The 18,012-nt window shown below is 72.3% G+C and carries 16 protein-coding genes and 2 pseudogenes; 4 read left to right on the top strand and 14 right to left on the bottom strand.

What is annotated here, in order from left to right:
• The first annotated feature begins 316 nt into the window (after positions 1 to 316).
• Together ACWPOB_RS14235 and ACWPOB_RS14230 are read left to right on the top strand one after the other, a co-directional pair.
• Positions 317 to 1,189 carry a hypothetical protein gene (locus ACWPOB_RS14235; protein WP_455401228.1) on the top strand — a complete coding sequence of 291 codons (873 nt, stop codon included), beginning with the start codon at positions 317 to 319 and terminating at the stop codon, positions 1,187 to 1,189.
• A 10-nt stretch (positions 1,190 to 1,199) separates the two neighbouring features.
• Entirely contained in the window at positions 1,200 to 3,137 is a 1,938-nt protein-coding gene (locus ACWPOB_RS14230) for an acyl-CoA dehydrogenase family protein (protein ID WP_455401227.1), read from the top strand.
• Between the two features lie 22 nt (positions 3,138 to 3,159).
• On the opposite strand, the gene ACWPOB_RS14225 is transcribed toward ACWPOB_RS14230, so the two are convergent.
• The 3 genes and pseudogenes from ACWPOB_RS14225 to ACWPOB_RS14215 all read right to left on the bottom strand — a co-directional run bounded on the left by ACWPOB_RS14225 (position 3,160) and on the right by ACWPOB_RS14215 (position 6,679).
• Positions 3,160 to 4,005 carry a cyclase family protein gene (locus ACWPOB_RS14225; protein ID WP_455401226.1) on the bottom strand — a complete coding sequence of 282 codons (846 nt, stop codon included), beginning with the start codon at positions 4,003 to 4,005 and terminating at the stop codon, positions 3,160 to 3,162.
• Between the two features lie 12 nt (positions 4,006 to 4,017).
• On the bottom strand, positions 4,018 to 5,163 hold the full coding sequence (locus tag ACWPOB_RS14220) for a PQQ-dependent sugar dehydrogenase (protein ID WP_455401225.1): 1,146 nt from the start codon (positions 5,161 to 5,163) through the stop codon (positions 4,018 to 4,020).
• Positions 5,164 to 5,234: 71 nt separating this feature from the next.
• Positions 5,235 to 6,679 (bottom strand): annotated as a pseudogene (locus tag ACWPOB_RS14215) (MFS transporter).
• A 58-nt stretch (positions 6,680 to 6,737) separates the two neighbouring features.
• On the opposite strand from ACWPOB_RS14215, the gene soxR reads away from it, so the two are divergent.
• Positions 6,738 to 7,193 (top strand): redox-sensitive transcriptional activator SoxR, encoded by a 456-nt coding sequence (gene soxR / locus ACWPOB_RS14210; protein ID WP_455401224.1) that lies wholly within the window; start codon positions 6,738 to 6,740, stop codon positions 7,191 to 7,193.
• On the opposite strand, the gene ACWPOB_RS14205 is transcribed toward soxR, so the two are convergent.
• The 10 genes from ACWPOB_RS14205 to ACWPOB_RS14160 form a co-directional block, all read right to left on the bottom strand.
• Positions 7,190 to 8,344: a PQQ-dependent sugar dehydrogenase gene (locus ACWPOB_RS14205; protein WP_455401223.1), complete on the bottom strand. Its 1,155-nt coding sequence runs from the start codon at positions 8,342 to 8,344 to the stop codon at positions 7,190 to 7,192. The genes soxR and ACWPOB_RS14205 overlap by 4 nt on opposite strands.
• A gap of 22 nt (positions 8,345 to 8,366) precedes the next feature.
• A complete protein-coding gene (locus ACWPOB_RS14200) occupies positions 8,367 to 8,651 on the bottom strand; it encodes a metal-sensitive transcriptional regulator (RefSeq protein WP_003937563.1) in 285 nt (94 codons plus the stop codon).
• Positions 8,652 to 8,676: 25 nt separating this feature from the next.
• The gene (locus tag ACWPOB_RS14195; protein ID WP_455401222.1) at positions 8,677 to 9,162 is read right to left on the bottom strand and encodes a hypothetical protein; all 486 of its coding nucleotides are present in this window, start codon (positions 9,160 to 9,162) and stop codon (positions 8,677 to 8,679) included.
• A 204-nt stretch (positions 9,163 to 9,366) separates the two neighbouring features.
• Positions 9,367 to 9,846 carry a hypothetical protein gene (locus tag ACWPOB_RS14190; RefSeq protein WP_100057432.1) on the bottom strand — a complete coding sequence of 160 codons (480 nt, stop codon included), beginning with the start codon at positions 9,844 to 9,846 and terminating at the stop codon, positions 9,367 to 9,369.
• Between the two features lie 80 nt (positions 9,847 to 9,926).
• Positions 9,927 to 10,904 (bottom strand): porphobilinogen synthase, encoded by a 978-nt coding sequence (gene hemB, locus ACWPOB_RS14185; protein WP_006935956.1) that lies wholly within the window; start codon positions 10,902 to 10,904, stop codon positions 9,927 to 9,929.
• A gap of 72 nt (positions 10,905 to 10,976) precedes the next feature.
• Complete coding sequence (locus ACWPOB_RS14180; RefSeq protein ID WP_100057433.1) at positions 10,977 to 12,542, bottom strand: bifunctional uroporphyrinogen-III C-methyltransferase/uroporphyrinogen-III synthase; 1,566 nt, start codon at positions 12,540 to 12,542, stop codon at positions 10,977 to 10,979.
• Between the two features lie 63 nt (positions 12,543 to 12,605).
• Positions 12,606 to 13,619, bottom strand: a complete 1,014-nt coding sequence (gene hemC / locus ACWPOB_RS14175) for a hydroxymethylbilane synthase (RefSeq protein ID WP_455401221.1) — start codon at positions 13,617 to 13,619, stop codon at positions 12,606 to 12,608.
• Positions 13,616 to 15,070: a glutamyl-tRNA reductase gene (locus ACWPOB_RS14170; protein ID WP_455401220.1), complete on the bottom strand. Its 1,455-nt coding sequence runs from the start codon at positions 15,068 to 15,070 to the stop codon at positions 13,616 to 13,618. Before ACWPOB_RS14170 ends, hemC begins: the two co-directional genes overlap by 4 nt.
• Entirely contained in the window at positions 15,067 to 15,933 is an 867-nt protein-coding gene (locus tag ACWPOB_RS14165) for a redox-sensing transcriptional repressor Rex (protein ID WP_455401219.1), read from the bottom strand. Before ACWPOB_RS14165 ends, ACWPOB_RS14170 begins: the two co-directional genes overlap by 4 nt.
• A 160-nt stretch (positions 15,934 to 16,093) precedes the next feature.
• A complete protein-coding gene (locus tag ACWPOB_RS14160) occupies positions 16,094 to 16,384 on the bottom strand; it encodes a glutaredoxin family protein (RefSeq protein WP_455401218.1) in 291 nt (96 codons plus the stop codon).
• A 184-nt stretch (positions 16,385 to 16,568) separates the two neighbouring features.
• Here ACWPOB_RS14160 and ACWPOB_RS14155 point away from each other — a divergent pair, with 184 nt between their 5' ends.
• Positions 16,569 to 17,585: an HAD family hydrolase gene (locus tag ACWPOB_RS14155; protein WP_455401217.1), complete on the top strand. Its 1,017-nt coding sequence runs from the start codon at positions 16,569 to 16,571 to the stop codon at positions 17,583 to 17,585.
• 15 nt (positions 17,586 to 17,600) lie between these two features.
• Here ACWPOB_RS14155 and ACWPOB_RS14150 read toward each other — a convergent pair.
• Positions 17,601 to 18,012: pseudogene (locus ACWPOB_RS14150) on the bottom strand (hypothetical protein); the annotation flags it as partial.

Genomic DNA, 18,012 nt, shown 5'->3' with positions numbered 1-18,012 from the left:
GTGGACCCTGCAACGGCGGTCGTTCCGATAGGAATGTGACCATGGTCTCGTTCGACGACGTCCGGATCGCCCTCGCGGACCGTTTCCGGGTGGTCACCGCCGCGTTGTCCGCCGACGGTCGTGAGGTATTTCTCACCGGTCCGGTGGACGTCGGTGTCGACGTCGACGTCACCGTCGACGAACCGGGTCTGCCGGTGCGGTCGGTGCGGGGCCGGGCGATGGTGCGGACGCTGGCGGGTTCCGCGACCGGCCTGGGGATCCGGGGGACGACTCCCCCGCCGCGCGCCGGCATCGCGAGGCCGCGACCGGAGTGCGGGTGGTGCGAGCCCGCGGCACCGCCTCCGACCACCTGCTGTGCCTGGATCTCAGCGACCTTCCCCTCGTCGCGCAGGCGCTGCTGCTGCGCCTGGACCCGGTGCACGACCCCGACGAGTACTCGGCGTTGCGCCGCGTCACCGCCTCCCTCGCCGTCCCCTACTCGGTCGCGGACGTGCGGTCCGCGGCGGCGGCCGACCCCGCGACCGCGCGTCTCGCGACCCGCATCGACAACCTGGGGATCGCGGCGTGGGAGCTGTGGCGCCGGGGGGACGAACGCTCGGCCGCCGAGCTCGACCTGACGGCGGGCCGGTGCTTCGTGATCGATCTCGGCAGCCGGAACTCCCCCGGCGAGCGGGCCGCGGTGTCACTCGGCCTGCTGGGCCGGCTGTGGATGCTGCGGCGGCGCCGCCTACCGATGCTCCTGGTGGTGGACGAGGCGCACAACATCCTGCCGTCGGTCACGGCGGACCCGTTGTCGTCGAGCACCGCGGATCTGGGGGGTGCTCATCGCCGGCGAGGGCCGCAAGTTCGGGCTGCACCTGTTCGTCGCCACGCAGCGCCCCGGGAAGGTGCATCCGAACGTCGTGTCCCAGTGCGACAACCTGTTGCTGATGCGCATGAACGGCAGCACCGACATCGAGGAGCTCGCACACCTGTTCTCGCACGTCCCGCCGGCGATGCTGCACCGCGCCACGACGTTCGGGCTGGGCCAGGCCCTCTTCGCGGGACCGATCGCCCCGACCCCCTGCTGGCCCGCGTCGGGACGCGGGTCAGTCCGGAAGGCGGCGCGGACGTCCCGACGGACTGGGCGCATCCTGCAGCCGATACCGGCGTTCTCACATACCCACACGAGGGGCCCGAATCGTCCTAGTGTCAAGTCCATGACGACCACAGCTGAGCACATCCGCATCACCCTGGACGGCGCGTGGCGGCAGGCGCGCGAGCGGGCCCGCGCGGATCTGGACCGGCCCGAGTTTGCCCCGCACTACACGCCGGACCTGGACGCGGCCCGGGCGATCACGCTGAAGCAGATGCGGATGCTCGCCGAATCCGGCTATGCCCGGGTGGGCTTCTCCAAGGCGGTGGGCGGGGGCGGCGACGCCGGTGGCGCGGTGGCGTCGATCGAGATGCTCGCCATGTCGGACCTGTCGCTGATGGTCAAGGCCGGGGTGCAGTGGGGCCTGTTCGGCGGCGCGATCGAGAATCTCGGCACGACCCGTCACCACGAGCGCTACCTCGGCCCGCTCATCGACCTCGATCTGCTCGGCTGCTTCGCGATGACCGAGACCGGTCACGGCTCCGACGTCCAGTCACTCGAGACGACGGCGTCGTACGACCCGGGCACCGAGGAGTTCGTGATCCACTCCCCCACCCCGTCCTCACGCAAGGACTACATCGGCGGCGCGGCGCAGCACGCGACGGTCGCCGCGGTGTTCGCGCAGCTGATCACCGGGGGCAAGTCCCAGGGCGTGCACTGCTTCGTCGTGCCGATCCGCGACGAGAACGGCGACGACCTGCCCGGCGTCACCACCTCCGACTGCGGCCACAAGGGCGGCCTGCCGGGCGTGGACAACGGGCGGATCATGTTCGACCACGTGCGGATCCCGCGGGAAAACCTGCTCAACCGGTACGCCGACGTCGAGCCCGACGGCACCTATGTCTCGGCGATCGAGAACCCGAACCGCCGCTTTTTCACCATGGTGGGCACGCTCGTGCGGGGCCGGGTCACCGTCGGCGGCTCGGCGGGTGCCGCGGCCCGCGTCGCGCTGTCGATCGCGACGCGGTACGCGTTGCAGCGCCGCCAATTCAGCGCCCCGGGCGACGAGAAGGAGGTGCTGCTGATGGACTACCTGGTGCATCAGCGCCGCCTGCTGCCGCTGATCGCGAGGTCGTACGCGCTGACCTTCGCGCAGAACGAGCTGGTCTCGACCATGGACCGGATCCAGACCACGCCCGTCGACGACGTCGACCCGCAGGAGCAGCGTGAGCTCGAGGGCCGCGCCGCCGGACTGAAGGTCGCCAACACCGCCCACGCGACGCGCGCCATCCAGGAGTGCCGCGAGGCCTGCGGCGGCGCCGGATACATGGCCGAGAACCGGCTGACGGCGTTGAAGGCGGACACCGACGTGTTCACCACGTTCGAGGGCGACAACCACGTGCTGACCCAGCTCGTCGCGAAGGAACTGCTCACCGCCTACGCGGACGAGGTCCGCGGGATGAGCCCGGTGGAGTGGATGAAGTTCGCCGCCGTCACGGTGTCGGACATCGTCAAGAAGCGCACCGCCGCGCAGCAGATCCTCCAGACACTCGTCGACACCCGGAAGGACAACGAGGAGGACGGCAGCCTCTTCGACCGCGGCACGCAGATGGCGATGTTCGAGTCCCGTGAGCAATACCTGCTCTCGACGGCGGCGCGGCGGCTGCAGGCCGCGTCGAACCGCGAGGAGAACATGTTCGACGCGTTCAACTTCGTGCAGGACCACGTGCTGCACGCCGCGCAGGCCCACATCGACAGGGTCGTGCTGGAGGCGTTCGTCGCGGGCATCGACTCGTGTCCCGACGAGGCGGGCCGCGAGCTGCTGTCGGACCTGTGCGACCTGTACGCGCTGAGTGTCATCGACGAGGACAAGGCCTGGTACATGGAGCACCGGCAGCTGTCGGTGGAGCGAGCGAAGGCCGTGTCACGCGGCATCAACGAACGCTGCCGGACCCTGCGTCCGCACGTGACGACACTCGTCGAGGGTCTCGGCGTGCCGGAGCACCTGCTGGGGTCGGCGATGCTCGACGGCCCGGGCACGGACGCCGGTCGCCTCGGCTGACCCGCCGGGCCGGGTGCGCGGATCAGACCAGTGCCAGCACCCGGCACGGTCCGCCGGTGCCGCCGACGTGCTTGGGCGCGCCGACGACGACGGTCGCGCCGCGCGGTGGCACGGCCGCGAGGTTCGCCATCGCCTCGATGCCGTAGCGGCCCGCGCCGAGCAGCTCCACGTGGGCGCCGAAGTCGCTGCTGCTCGCCCGGTCGAGGCTGAGGGTGTCGACGCCGAGCCCCACGACGTTCCGTTCGTGCACGAGCATCCGCACGGCGTCGCGGTCGAAGCCCGGCGCGTGCGGGATACGCAGCGCGTCGGCGTTGACGAAGCGGGTGGGATCGGCAAGGCGGGCCTCCCAGCCCGAGTGCATCGCGACGAACGCGCCCGGCGGGATCGGGCCGTGTTGCTGTTCCCAGGCCGCCACGTCGGCGACGGTGAGAACGGAGTCGTCGTCCTGCGCGGCCTTGCCGGCGATGTCGACGACGGCGAGCGGGGCCACGAAGTCGCGCACCGGCAGCGCCTCGACGGTGGCGCCGCCGCGCACGATGTGGGCCGGGGCATCGAGATGGGTGCCGGTGTGCTCCCACAGCGACATCTCGTTGACGGCGAAACGCCCGGTGTCGAGCGTTGCGACGGGACGCATCGTGAACTGCTCGTTGCCGGGCCAGACCGGGAACTGCGGGGTCAGCGTGTGGGTCAGGTCGATCACCGCGTCGGCCCGCACGGGGGTGGTGTGCCCGCCGGCCCGTGCGGCGGGCGTCGCGGCGAGGCCCGCGGCGGTCACACCCACTGCGGTGAGGAAGGACCGGCGGCCGAATCGCCCTCGGCTGTCCTGGATCTCGCGATACACCCGGTCGAGCACCGTCGGTGAGCACATCGTCTCGCCCTCTCAGTCGGCGGCAGGTTCCACCAGCAGGACGCGGTCGCCGCTTCCGTTGTCCGTCGTGACGAGCAGCGCCCCGTCGGGCTGCGCGGTCACCGACCGCAGCCGGCCGAATCGGCCCTCGAGCGCGGTCGCGGTCTCGTCCACCGCGCGGCCGTCGGCGGTGAGTTCGAGGAACAGCAACTTCTCCTGCTGTTGGCTCGTGATCACCAGTGCGCCGTCCCACCCGTTCCAGCCGGCACCGGCGACGAACGTGCCGCCGGGAGTCGCGAGGGTGGGGGCGCCGGAACTCCACACGGCCCCGATCGCCCCCGGAACGCGGGCCGGGTCGGTCATGGGCACCGACTCGTCGTAGACGAACGGGAAGCGGTCGGGCCGGTAGCCGTAGTTGCCACCCGCCAGCAGCAGATTCACCTCGTCGTCACGGCCGGTGCCCTGCTCGACCGCATAGAGTTCGCCGGTGCCGGGACGCAGCGCCAGTCCCTGCACGTTGCGGTGGCCGAGAGTGAACACCGGGCTGTTCGGATCGGGGTTGCCCGCCGCGGGAGTGCCGTCGGGATCGATGTGGAGCACCTTGCCGCCCAGGCTGTTCCGGTCCTGAGGAACCTGGGGGTGGCCGGTGTCGCCCGTGCCGACGTACAGCGATCCGTCGGGGTGGGCGAGCAGCCGGCAGCCGCCGTGACGGCCGCCCTGCCCGACCGGGATGCCGGCGAGCACGGTGGCACCACGGGTCAATTCCGTCCATCCGGCATCGACCGTCCACGACTGCACGCGGATGTCGGTGCCGTCCGGGCCGCGACGACCCTGACAGCTGTAGAGGGTCCGGCTCGTCCCGAAATCGGGCGCCAGCGCCAGTCCCATCAGACCGGTCTCGCCCTCGGCGTACAGGTCGGACAAGTCGGCGCGCACGTCGCGGACGTCACCGTCCGGGCCACGGACCACGAAGCGGCCCTTGCGTTCTCCGGTGAGGATCGTCCCGTCCGGCGCAGCGACGACGTCCCAGGGCTTGCTCAGCCCCTCCATCAGCGGCGTCACGGTCAGCGCCGGCAGCGCGCCCGCCTCGGGTGGCGCCGCGTGGGCACTCGGCGGCCCTGCCGCGAGCACGCCCGCTGCGATCGCCGCCGCGCACCTCCCCGGGATTCGCACGCGCATCTCCTCGTCGCCGGATCCCGGCGATGTTACGGAAGGCGATGCGCCGGACGGCGACGACACGCGCGTCGGCGTCAGATTCGTTCGGGTTCCGCTGCGGAGGCGTCCGCCGGGACCGACCGGAGCCGGTGCGCGCGGGCCGGAACCGCACGGCGCGCGGCGAGCACGCCGAGCACCGCCACGGCAGCGAACCCGAACAGCAGCAGCCGCGCCGAGCGCACGTCGGACGGTTGTCCCGCGTTGACGAGGACGCCGGCCAGTGCTGCGCCGAACGCGTTCGCGATCAACTGGACCGTGTTGATCGCGGCGGACGCCTTGCCGCTTTCGCGCGGGCATCGGCGACGGAGTTCATCGCGCCGACCGCGAGGTGCGGCCACGCGATGCCGATGCCCGCGCCCGCGACGACCAGTCCCGTAACCCACGCCGCGACCGCAGCCGGTCCGGCCTCGTCACGCACGACGGCCGCCATGAGCGCGAGGCCGAGGCCGACGAGCACCGGAGCGCTCACCACGATGCGGTGCACGGTTCGTGGCGCGGACGCCGAGGCGCTCGGGATCTCGCCGAGCGTCCACCCCACCGCGAGCGCGGCGCCGAGGAAGCCGGCGGCCAGCGGCGCGAGGCCGGCGAGGCGCTGCCCGAACAACGGGACGAACGTCTCGGCGGTCGAGGCGACCGCCAGCACTGCGATCGTCAGGTACACCCAGCGCAGCCGGGCGGTGGTGAACGTCGCCGCCGGCAGGATGCCGTGCGGGCTGCGGCGGTCGACGGCGACGAACGCGACCACGGCAGCGGACGCTACCGCGATCAGGGCGATCGTGGGCGCACTGCCGGTCACGACGGCGGCCACGCTGACCGCCAGGGCCGCGGCGGTGAGCAGGGCCAGCGAACCGAGCGGAATCCTGCCGGCGTCCCGCGATCCGCGGGCGTGCGCCGGCAGGGTGAAGGGCACCGCGGCTGCGACCGCGAGCGTGCACACCAGTAGCGCGCCGAACGCCCATCGCCAGGCGTGGAACTGGGCGAACACACCGCCGACGGCGGGTCCCGCAAAGGTCCCCACGCCCCACATCGCCGATACGAGCGCCGCGCCGCGGCTCCAGAGGCGTTCGGGCAGTGCACTGTTCAGAACGGCGTAGCCGAGCCCGGCGAGCAGGCCGCCGCCGAGTCCCTGGACCGCCCGGCCCGCCAGCAGCGTCTCCATGGACGGGGCGAGCGCACACACGAGGGTGCCGGCCGCGAAGGTCCCGAGCCCCACGAGGTAGGCGCCCCGGGGTCCGCGGGCGGCGAGGAGCCGCGCCACGGCCGTCGAGGAGATCACCGACGCGATGAGGAACACCGTCGCCGTCCACGCGTAGTAGGCGTGGCCGCCGATCTCCTCGACCGCGGTCGGCAGCAGGCTCGTGGTGAGGTACACGTTGGTGGCGTAGAGGGCAACTCCGCCGGCGAGAACCGCTGCCGTACCGCGGTATTCGCGCCCGAGAAGTTCCGACCAGGCGCCGGCGCGAGTCGTGGATCCATGCATGACGGTGACTGTAGAGTCTCGAGTGCACTTGAGATCAAGCGCGGGGAACGGAGTCGTGATGAGCCGCACGAGCGAAGAACTGCTGGCGATCGGTGAGGTCTCCCGGCGCACGGGCGCCGCCGTGTCTGCGATTCGTTACTACGAGTCGCTGGGACTCTTGACGGCACACCGCACCGCAGGCGGCACGCGCCGCTTCCCCCGGCACACGATCCGGCGAATCTCGATCATCCAGTTGGCGACCCGGTTCGGCATTCCGCTCGCCGAGGTGGCCGAGGTGTTCTCGACGCTGCCGGCCGACAGGCCCCCGACCCGACGGGACTGGATGCGCATCTCGCGGGCCTGGCACGAGCGACTCGAGGAACGCAAGCAGGCGATCGACCGGATGCAGCGCGAACTGGCGGGGTGCATCGGCTGCGGCTGCCTGTCGCTGCAGGCGTGCACACTGTTCAATCCGGGCGATCGGCTGGGCGAGGACGGCGCGGGCGCGCGGCGCGTCGACCCGGGGGCCCGCTAGACGGGGGCGACCTGCAGGATCTTGTCGTCGGAGCCGTTGTCGGTGGTGACGAGGAGCGAGCCGTCGGGCAGCGGGGTGAGCGACCGCAGGCGGCCGTACTCCCCCTCGAGCAGCGTCGCCGACTCGGTGACGCTGCGGCCGTCGTCGGACAGGCGCAGCAGCAGGAGCTTCTCGTCCTGCTGGCTGCTGACGACGAGCGCACCGGACCACAGGCCCCACGCCGGCCCGGCTGCGAACGCCAGCCCCGGGGTGGCGATGGTAGGCGAGCCGGAACTCCACACCGCCGGAATCGCGCCGGGCACGCGCTCGGGATCGGTCATCGCCACCGATTCGTCGTACGTGCCGGGTTCGCGGTCGGGACGCCAGCCGTAGTTGCCGCCCGGCACGAGCAGGTTGACCTCGTCGTCGCGGCTGCTGCCCTGCTCCACCGAGTAGAGCCGGCCGGTACCGGGCTGCAGCGCCAGCCCCTGCACGTTGCGGTGGCCGAGGGTGAACACGACGCTGCGCGGGTCCGGGTTGCCGGGCGCCGGCGACCCGTCGGGGTTCAGGTGCAGCACCTTGCCGCCGAGGCTGGCCGGATCCTGCGGCGCCGTCGGGCGGGTGGCGTCGCCCGTGCCGATGTACAGGGTGCCGTCGGGGTGCGCGAGGATCCGGCAGCCGGCGTGGCGCCCGCCGCGGGCCACCGGCAGGCCCTCGACGACGGTGCGCTGCCGCGTCATCGTGGTCCAGCCGGGATCGACGGTCCAGGCGTAGACGCGGACGTCGTCGGGGTCGCGGTGCCCCTGGCACGCGTAGACGGTGCGGCTGGACTCGAAGTCGAGGGCGAGCGCCACGCCCATGAGCCCGGTCTCCCCCACCGCGTACAGGTCCGGCAGGTCGGCGCGCAGTTCCTCGACGCGGCCGTCGGGCCGCCGGACGACGAACCGGCCCGACCGTTCCCCGGTCAGCAGCGTCCCGTCGGGGGCCTGCACCACGTCCCACGGATGGTCGAGACCGTCGACGACGGTGGTGACGGTGACCCGCGGCGCGGCCGCCGACTCGGGGACCGCGCTCGGCGTACCCGAGAGCACCGTCCGCGCGGGCTCCTCCGGCGCACACGCCGTCAGGACGCACGCCAGCCCCGCAGCGCACAGTCCGTGGGCGATCCGCATGCCGATCGGGCTCCTCGGGCGATCAGGGTTTGAGAACGAGGCGGGCGATCGCGTCCGAGGCCTCCTGGATCTTCGCGTCGGCCTCCGGTCCGCCCTGCCGGGCGGCGTCGACGACGCAGCCGGCCAGGTGCGCGTCCAGCAGCTTGAGCGAGACCGTCTGCAGGGCCTTGGTGACGGCGGAAACCTGGGTCAGGACGTCGATGCAGTAGCGGTCGTCCTCGATCATCCGGGCGATGCCCGCGACCTGTCCCTCGATGCGGCGCAGGCGCTTGAGCAGGTCCTCCTGGTGCGGGGTGTATCCGGCCATACCCGCATCGTACCCCTAGGGGGTATTAAAGCAAGGGTGGATCGGCGCGCTCGGCCAGCACCGTCCCGAGTTCGGACCGCAACCGCCCGTGATCCTTGGCCCAGGCCCGCACCAGGGCGCCGCCGCGCAACCGCAGGCCGACGGCCGTGCGACCCCGCGGCACGTTCGACAGCTCCCCCAGCGGCCGGGCCGTCTCCCAGCGCTCGGGTTCGCGGGCCCGGGGATCGGCCGCGGGCAGCACCGCGTCGATCTCCTCGAGCGGCAGTTCCTCGGTGCCGAGGCGCAGCATCGTCGCGGTCAGCTCGACGCTCACGTGCCGCCGGGCCGCGACGACCGTCACGTACGCGAAACCGCTGAGGACGAGAGCGATCACCGGCAGGGAGACCCAGTGGACCACCGGCCCGGTGAGCAGCTCCACGGCGAGCACGACGACGCAGAGCACCGGGCCGAGCGCCACGGTGCGCCAACGCGCACCGGGCTCGTGGAATCGGGACTCGGCCGGCTCGCTCACGTCGCGATCAGGCGCTGAGCATGCCCGGAACGACGACCAGCACCAGTGTCACCACACCCAGGACGGCGATGAGGCCGATCAGAACCAGCTCACGACGACGACCGTAGGGCCGGGGCTCCACCTGCATGAAAGTCCTCTTCGCTCGTCGGGGACGGCCGCGCGGGCCGTGGGTCGTCAGACACCGTACTCCGCGCGCCCGTCGGGTCAGCTCGGGGGCAACCGAAGGAAGTACAGGTTCGGCTCGCGGCGGTGCATGAGCACGATCGCCCCGACCGAGCACACACCCTGCAGGATGCTCACGAGACCGATCACGAGTCCGGCCCCACCGCCCAGCGCACCGACGCCGAACACCGTGGGGATCGCCGTGAAGGTCAGGAAGACGCCGATCATCGTGAGCAGCATGCGCGCCCAGTTCCGGCCGCGGCGCATCGCGAAGACCACGAGCAGGAACAGGCCGGCGAACGCCAGGCCCAGGACGGCGGTGATCCCGAAACCCAACGGCAGCAACGACTCCACCGATTCCCGGGGCATCTCCACCGGGGGCGTCTGCCGGGCCAGCTCGGCCGTCATCTGGTCGACGAACTCGTCCCTGCGCTCCCACATCAGCGCCACGCTCGCCCCGAGGTACACCAGGCCCAGGGCCGCGACCGCACACCACAGCTGGAACGCGGTCTCCACGTCCACGGGGGTGGGGCGCCGCTCCCCCGGAGCCGTCCCGGGCGGCGTGGCCGGCGGCCCGGGCCACTGCGACGGTTCGGGCGTGCTCACGTGAGCCGGCCCGCGACCTCGGCCGCCCAGTAGGTGAGCACGATGTCGGCGCCGGCTCGACGGATGCTCGTCAGCGACTCCAGTATTGCCGCGTCCCGGTCGATCCAGCCGTTCTGCGCGGCGGCGGTGATCATCGCGTACTCACCGGAGATCTGATACGCCGCGACGGGCACGTCCGAGCGGTCCGCGACCTCGCGCAGCACGTCGAGGTACGACATGGCGGGCTTGACCATCACCAGGTCGGCGCCCTCGGCGAGATCGAGATCGACTTCGCGCAGCGCCTCCCGGCGGTTCGCCGGATCCTGCTGGTAGGTGCGCCGATCGCCCTCGAGCGAGGATCCCACCGCGTCGCGGAACGGCCCGTAGAACGCCGACGCGTACTTCGCGGAATACGCGATCTGCCCCACGTCCTGATGCCCCGCGGCGTCGAGCGCCGCCCGGATCGACGCGACCTGGCCGTCCATCATCCCGCTCGGACCGAGCAGGTGCGCGCCCGCCTCGGCCTGCGCGACAGCCATCTCCGCGTACCGCTCGAGCGTCGCGTCGTTGTCCACCTCACCCGAAGCGCCCAGGACGCCACAGTGACCGTGGTCGGTGAACTCGTCGAGGCACGTGTCGGCCATCAGGACCGTCGCGTCGCCGAGTTCGGCGCGCAGGTCGCGCAGCGCGCGGTTGAGCACGCCCTCCGGGTCGGTGCCGCCGGATCCGCGGGCGTCCTTGTCCTCGGCCCGCGGCACGCCGAAGAGCATCAGCCCGCCGACACCGGCCTCGACCGCGGCGGTCGCCGCGGCCGGCAGCGAGTCGGGGGTGTGCTGGTACACGCCCGGCATCGAGGGAATCTCGCGCGGCGCGTCGAGCCCGTCGGCGACGAACATCGGCAGCACCAGATGCCGCGGCTCGAGGGAGGTTTCGGCGACCAGCCGGCGCATGGCCGGGGTGGTGCGCAGCCTGCGGGGACGGACATCGGGATACATCGGCGGACTCACCTTCCATGCAAGCCGTGCGCGGTTTCGGTAGCGGCAGCCACCGGAACCGCGCACGGTGGGTCAGCGGCGGGCGCGGGACTTCTTGCGGGGCGGCGGCAGCGCGCCCTCGGCCCGCAGCCGGGCGGCGTGCTCGGCGAGCGCCTCCACCAGGGGACCGATCTGGGCGGTCTCCGGCTGCACGTCCACCCGCAGGCCGAACTCGATCGCGGTCTCCGCGGTCTTCGGCCCGATGCACGCGACGATCGTGCGCGCGTGCGGCTTACCGGCGATACCCACGAGGTTGCGGACCGTCGAGGACGAGGTGAAGCACACCGCGTCGAACCCACCGGTCTTGATCATCTCGCGGGTCTCGGCCGGCGGCGGCGCTGCCCGCACCGTGCGGTAGGCCGTCACGTCGTCGATCTCCCAGCCCCGCTCGCGCAGCCCCTCGGCGAGGGTCTCGGTGGCGATGTCGGCGCGCGGCAGCAGGACCCGGTTGACCGGGTCGAAAACGTCGTCGTACGGGGCGAACTCGGCTAGCAGGCCCTCGCTGGACTGCTCCCCGGAGGGCACCAGCTCGGGGGTGATCCCGAACGAGCGCACCTTGTCCGCCGTCGCCTGCCCGACACACGCGATCTTCACGCCCGAGAAGGCGCGGGCGTCGAGGCCGAACGCCTCGAACTTCTCCCACACCGCGCGCACCGCGTTGGTGGAGGTGAACACCACCCACTGGTAGCGGCCGTCCACGAGACCCTTGACGGCCCTCTCCATCTGGGCCGGGCTGCGGGGCGGCTCGACGGCGATGGTCGGCACCTCGATCGGGATGGCGCCGTGCGCGACGAGCCGCTCGCTCATCTCCCCGGCCTGCTCCTTGGTGCGCGGCACCAGCACCGTCCAGCCGTACAGCGCGCGGGACTCCCACCACGAGAGCTTGCCGCGCTGCGAGACGATCTTGCCGACGGTGACGATGAGCGGCCCCACCAACTCGGAGCCGGCATCGTTGAGCGTGGCGAGGGTGGCCTCGACGGTGCGCTGTTGACGGGTCGTGCCACGGACGGTGATCGCCGCGGGGGTCTGCGGCGCCAGCCCGTGCTCGACGAGGGCACTGGCAGTCTCCGCGAGGTGACCGGACGTGGCGTGCAGCACCAGCGGGCCGGGCGCGGCGGCGAGCGCCGCCCAGTCCACCTCGCCGCGCACGTCGACCTCGGTGTGACACGAGCCCAGGGCCATGCCCGCGTAGCTCGGCACGGCCGAGCCGGGGGTCAGGCCCGGCAGGACCTCGAACACCACCTGGGTGCGGGCGACGGCGTTGACCTCGGCGATCACCGAGTCGGTGGTCAGCGGGTCACCGGCGACGAGGCGCACGACGTCGTGGCCGTTCTTCGCCTCCGCGACGAGGGTCTTGGCGACCTCGGTGGGCTCGCCCAGCGCGGGACGCACCTCGGTGACGGGCTCCCCGGTCTCCGGGTCCCGGCCGGCGGTGGTACCGACGAGCGCGACCACCCCCTTGTCGACGTCGGGGTCGGTGAAGGCGATCGTCGCGCCCGCGAGCACATCGCGGGCGCGCACGGTCAGCAGAGCCGGGTCGCCCGGCCCAGCTCCCACGAACAGGATCCGTCCGGGATTGTGCTTGCGGACTCGGCTCATCGGTCATTCTCCAGTGCGGTCAAATCTGCGGTAAGGGGAAACCTGGGGTGCGGACGGAGGGCGTCAAACATCTGCGGTGCCCTGTTCCGGCGCGTCGTCCGCACGGCTGGTCATCAGCTCGCGCGCACCGAGATCGAGCAACTCGCGGGCCAGCGCCCGGCCCAGCTCCTCCGCGCGGTCGGGGTCGCCGACGGCGCTCGCGCGCAGCACGTCCGAGCCGTCCAGGGCGGCGGCGCAGCCGCGCACGGACAGTTCCTCGATCACGCGGCCGTCGTCGTCGAGGGATTCGACGACCTCGGCAACGGCCCCGACCGGGGCGGTGCAGCCGGCCTCGAGCTCGGCGAGCAGGGCCCGTTCGGCGACGACCGCGACGCGACTGGCGCGGTCGTCGAGGCCGGCGAGGATCTCGATCAGTGCGGTGTCCCCGGCGCGGCATTCGACCGCGAGGGCTCCCTGGGAGGGCGCCGGCAGCATCTGCACCGGCTCGAGCGACTCGGTGATCCGGTCGAGGCGGCCGATGCGCGAGAGCCCCGCGCGGGCGATGACGATGGCGTCCAGTTCGCCGGACGCGACCTTCCCGAGCCGGGTGTCGATGTTCCCGCGCAACGGTTGGATGTCGAGGCCCAGGCCCATGGCGGCGAGCTGGGCACGCCGCCGCGGCGCGGAGGTGCCCACACGGGAGCCGGGCGGCAGTTCGCCGAGCACCAGGCCGTCACGGGCGACGAGCGCGTCACGCGGATCCTCACGCGGCGGCACGGCCGCGATCACCAGACGCGGATCCTGCGCGGTCGGCAGATCCTTGTACGAGTGCACGGCCAGGTCGACGTCGCCGGCGAGCAGCGCCTCGCGCAGCTCGGCGGTGAAGACGCCGACGCCGATCCGCTCGACCGGGCCGGCGGTCACGTCGCCCTTGGTGGTGATGACGACCAGCTCGGCGGGATGGCCGGCGGCGATCAGCGCGTCCCGGACCGTGCCCGCCTGCGTGGTCGCCAGCAGGCTGCCGCGCGTTCCGATCCGCAGCGTGCGGCTGCCGGTCCCGGCTTCGATCCGGGTGTCCGATGCGACCTCGGCGCTCATGCCTGCCTTTCCTCTCGGGGAGCCCCCAGCGGCCCGGGAAACTGCTTTCGGGGAGACTGCAGCTCCGTGGTGACGGCCGGATCCAGCGCGGCCGAGAGATCGGTCGCGCCGCTCACGTCGGGCAGCGCGCCGAGCTCCTTCGCCACCGGGGTGGCGACGGCCTCGGCGGCACCCGGACGCAGTTCGAACAGCTCGCGCAGCGCCTCGGCGTACTGGTCGCCGCCGGGCGTGGACGCCAGTTGCTTGACGCGCACCGTCGGCGCGTGCAGCAGCTTGTCCACGACGCGGCGCACCGTGCGGGCGACCTCCCCGCGCTGGCCGTCGTCGAGCCCCGGCAACCGGGACTCGAGCCGCAGCAGTTCGCCCTCGACGACCTCGGCGGCGCGCTGGCGCAGGGCGGTGACGGTGGGGGTGACCTCGGCGAGGCGCTGGGAAGCGAGGTAGTCGGCGAGTTCGCCGGCGACGATCGAGCGAGCGGCCTCGGTGTCGGAGGCCGCGGCCCCGGCCGCGGGATCGCGTTGCAGCGACTCCATGTCGAAGACGGTGACGCCGGGCAGACCCGAGACGGCAGGCTCCACGTCGCGCGGCAGGCCGAGATCGCAGATCACCAGCGGGCGGGTGCTGCGCTCGGGCTGGGCGAGGGCCCGGTGCGCGTCGGCGAGGGTGACGACCGTACCGACGGCGCCCGTGCAGGTGACGGCCACATCGGCCTGCGACAACGCGGCGGCGAGCCGCTCGAACGGCATGACGTCGGCCTCGACGCCGTTGCCGCGTGCGGTCTCGGCGAGCCGCTCGGCGCGCTCGCGGGTCCGGTTGACCACCACGATGCGCCCGATTCCGGCGCGGGTGAGGTGCGCGACGGCGAGCCCGCCCATCGCGCCCGCGCCGATCACGGCGGCGGTGCGGCCGGCGAGACCGTCGAGCGATGTCGCGGCCTTGTCCAGCGCCACCGACACGACGGACGCACCCGCCGCGTCGATGCCGGTCTCGGTGTGCACCCGCTTGCCCACACGCAGCGCCTGCTGGGCCAGCTCGTGCAGGGCCCGGCCGGCGGCCTGCTGGGCGTCGGCGCTCGCGTAGGCGGTACGGATCTGGCCGAGGATCTGCTGCTCGCCGACCACCATGGAGTCCAGCCCGCTGGCCACGGCGAACAGATGCTCGGCGGCCGCCTCGCTGTAGCGCACGTACGCGTGCTTGTGCAGATCGACGAGGGTCAGGCCCGAGTGCTCGGCCATGAGCTCGCTGACGTCGGCCAGCGCACCGTGGAACGCGTCGACCACCGCGTAGATCTCCACCCGGTTGCAGGTGGAGACGATCATCGCCTCCGAGATGTGGTCGGAGGCCATCATCTTGTCGGTCAGCTTGGGTCGATCGGTGTCGGTGACGGCGACCTTCTCGAGGACCGAGACGGGCGCGGTCCTGTGCGAGACCCCGACGAGGAGAACACTCACGGCGCAATCACCGATCCGTTTCTTGTCGCTGCCGAGGCCACTGGGCTCGGCGTTCCTGATGCGGTGTGCCCGTTCGCGCTCGGCGCGGTGAGCCCCGACGCGGCGCGCCGGGTGTCGGTCAGGCCCGCGTGACTGCCGCCCGCCACCTGGGCGAGCGCGTCGTTGCGGGCGCTGTGGAACGAGAGGACCTGCATTTCCACGGACAGGTCGACCCGCCGGACCTCGACATGGTCGGGCACCTCGAGGGGCGCCGAGGCGAAGCTCAGCACGGACCGGACACCGGAGCGCACCAGCAGGTCGCACACACCCTGGGCGGCGTCGTCCGGGGTGGCGATGACGCCGATCGTGGCACCGAGTTCGCGGGCGGCCGCTTCGAGCCCGTCGACGTGGCGGATGGTGAGGTTCCCCACCCGCGTCCCCACCCGCGCCGGGTCCGCGTCGAACAGTCCGGCCATCGTGAACCCGCGGCGGTCGAAGCCGGCGTATCCGGCCAGGGCACAGCCGAGATTGCCGACGCCGACGAGCACCACGCGGTGCCCGCGGTCGAGGCCGAGTGCGTTCTCGATGCGGGCCTGCAGGCGCAGCACGTCGTAGCCGACGCCGCGTACCCCGTTGGGCCCGAGAAAGGACAGATCCTTGCGAAGCTTCGCGGAACCGACCCCGGACGCGGTGGCGAGTTCCTCGCTCGAGACGATGAGCGTGCCCTCGTCGGCAAGCATTCCGAGGACCCGCAGATACGTCGCGAGACGCGTCACAGTAGCCTGGGGGATGTCCCGCACAGGGACACCGGGAGACGCACCCCCGCCGACTCCGGCGACGCCGCCGCGGGCAGCGTCGCCCTGCGGGGGGTGCAGCTCTGTCACGTTCGTGGCTCCTCGTCCGGCCGACGGGTACACGTCGGTCCTCACGGTGATCCGGGGGATTCGTTCACACCACGGTAACCGCTTGTGAAGCCCTGCACAAAGTTGCTCGAACGGCCCCGAATGTGCTTCTCACCTGCACGACGGTTCCGCCCAGGGGGGCTCAACCGGCGAGATCGGCCCGCAACCGCGGCTCGTCGACCTCCCAGTAGCTGTGCTCACGGCCGTCGAGCAGCACCACCGGCAGACGATCGCCGAACTCGGCGCGCAGGTCGGGATCCGTTGAGGCAGCCCGATCGACGTCGATGCACGTCAGCCCGGCTCCGAACTCGTCGCACAGTTGCTCGAGCAGAGCCAGCGCCGGCGCGCAGGCGCCGCAGCCGGCTCGGACGAGGAGGGTGATCTCGTGGCGGGTGCCGGGTGTGGTGGCGGGTCCGGGCAGATGTTCGCTCATGGGATCAACTGTGCGTCATACCCCGCCGAGACGAACGTCACACCCACGGCCCACATGCGGCAACGCGCGGAGGGGGCCATGTCGCGGGCTAGGCTGGGGCGGTCTGCCACACACGACGGCCGGCCGCCGACAAACCGGCCGGCAGCACTCGACGGCGCGGCCGTCGCGCAACAGGGAGGTGCAGGTGCCGGAACGTCCAGTGCCACACGGCTGGGGATTCGGCGAGAACCTGGCCGGCCGCGTCAGCGAGACCCTGGCCGGCCTGATCCGGCCCGGTCGGCGTCGGCTGCTGAGCAAGTTCGGCCCCAGCGAGGCCGAGGTCCGCGCGAACCTCGCCGGCCAGGCGAGCGCCGACGCCGCTCTCGCGCTGCAGGAGGCCCGCACCGAGGCCGAGCCCGCCGACACCTCGACCACCCCCGTTCCGCAGGACCTGACCGCGGCCGCGTTCTTCGACGTCGACAACACGATGGTGCAGGGCGCGTCGATCATCCACTTCGCGCGCGGACTCGCCGCCCGCGACTACTTCACCAAGTCCGACCTGGCCGAATTCGCCTGGCAGCAGGTCAAGTTCCGGGTCACCGGCAAGGAGAACTCGGACGACGTCGCCAGCGGCCGCGAGAAGGCGCTGTCGTTCGTCGCCGGCCGGTCCACGGCGGAGCTGGCCCGCCTCGGCGAGGAGATCTACGACGAGATCATCGCGGACAAGATCTGGCCCGGCACCCGGGCGCTGGCGCAGATGCACCTCGACGCCGGGCAGCAGGTGTGGCTGGTGACGGCCACCCCGGTCGAACTGGCGAACGTCATCGCCGAGCGGCTCGGCCTGACCGGCGCACTGGGCACCGTCGCCGAATCGGAGGACGGCGTGTTCACCGGCCGCCTCGTCGGGGACATCCTGCACGGCCTGGGCAAGGCCCACGCGGTGCGGGCCCTGGCGATCCGCGAGGGCCTGAACCTCAAGCGCTGCACGGCGTACTCCGACAGCCACAACGACGTGCCCATGCTCTCGCTCGTCGGCACGCCGGTCGCCGTCAACCCGGATGCCGACCTGCGGGAGCTGGCGAAGACCCGCGGCTGGGAGATCCGGGATTTCCGCACGGCCCGCAAGGCGGCGCGCATCGGCGTGCCGACGGCGCTCGCGCTCGGCGCGGCCGGCGGAGCGCTCGCCGCCGCCCTCGGCCGGCGCCGCGACCCCGCCGCGTGACGCGGGACCCGTTCCCTAACCGAGAAAGACGTTGCGCCGCTTGGTGAGCAACCGGTACAGCGTCTGCTGGATGGTCTCCCGCACGTGGTCGGTGACCTCGAACAGCACCATCGGATCCTCCACCGAGGCGTCGTCGTAGACGTCGGTGGCGATCGGTGTGCCGAACTCGATGTACCACTTCGAGGGCAGCGGAACGATGCCCAGCGGGCCGAGAGCCGGGAAGAGCGGGGTGATCGGGAAGTACGGAAGGCCGAGGAGCCGGGCGATGGACGTGAGGTCGGCGATCTTCGGGTAGATCTCCTCCGAGCCCACGATCGAACAGGGCACGATCGGTGCCTTGGTCTGGAGCGCGGCCGAGACGAAGCCCCCGCGCCCGAACCGCTGTAGCTTGTAGCGTTCGCTGAACGGCTTGCCGAGCCCCTTGTAC

It is taken from the genome of Rhodococcus sp. 2H158 (genome assembly GCF_053764755.1).
This window is presented reverse-complemented; position numbering and strand designations above follow the sequence as displayed.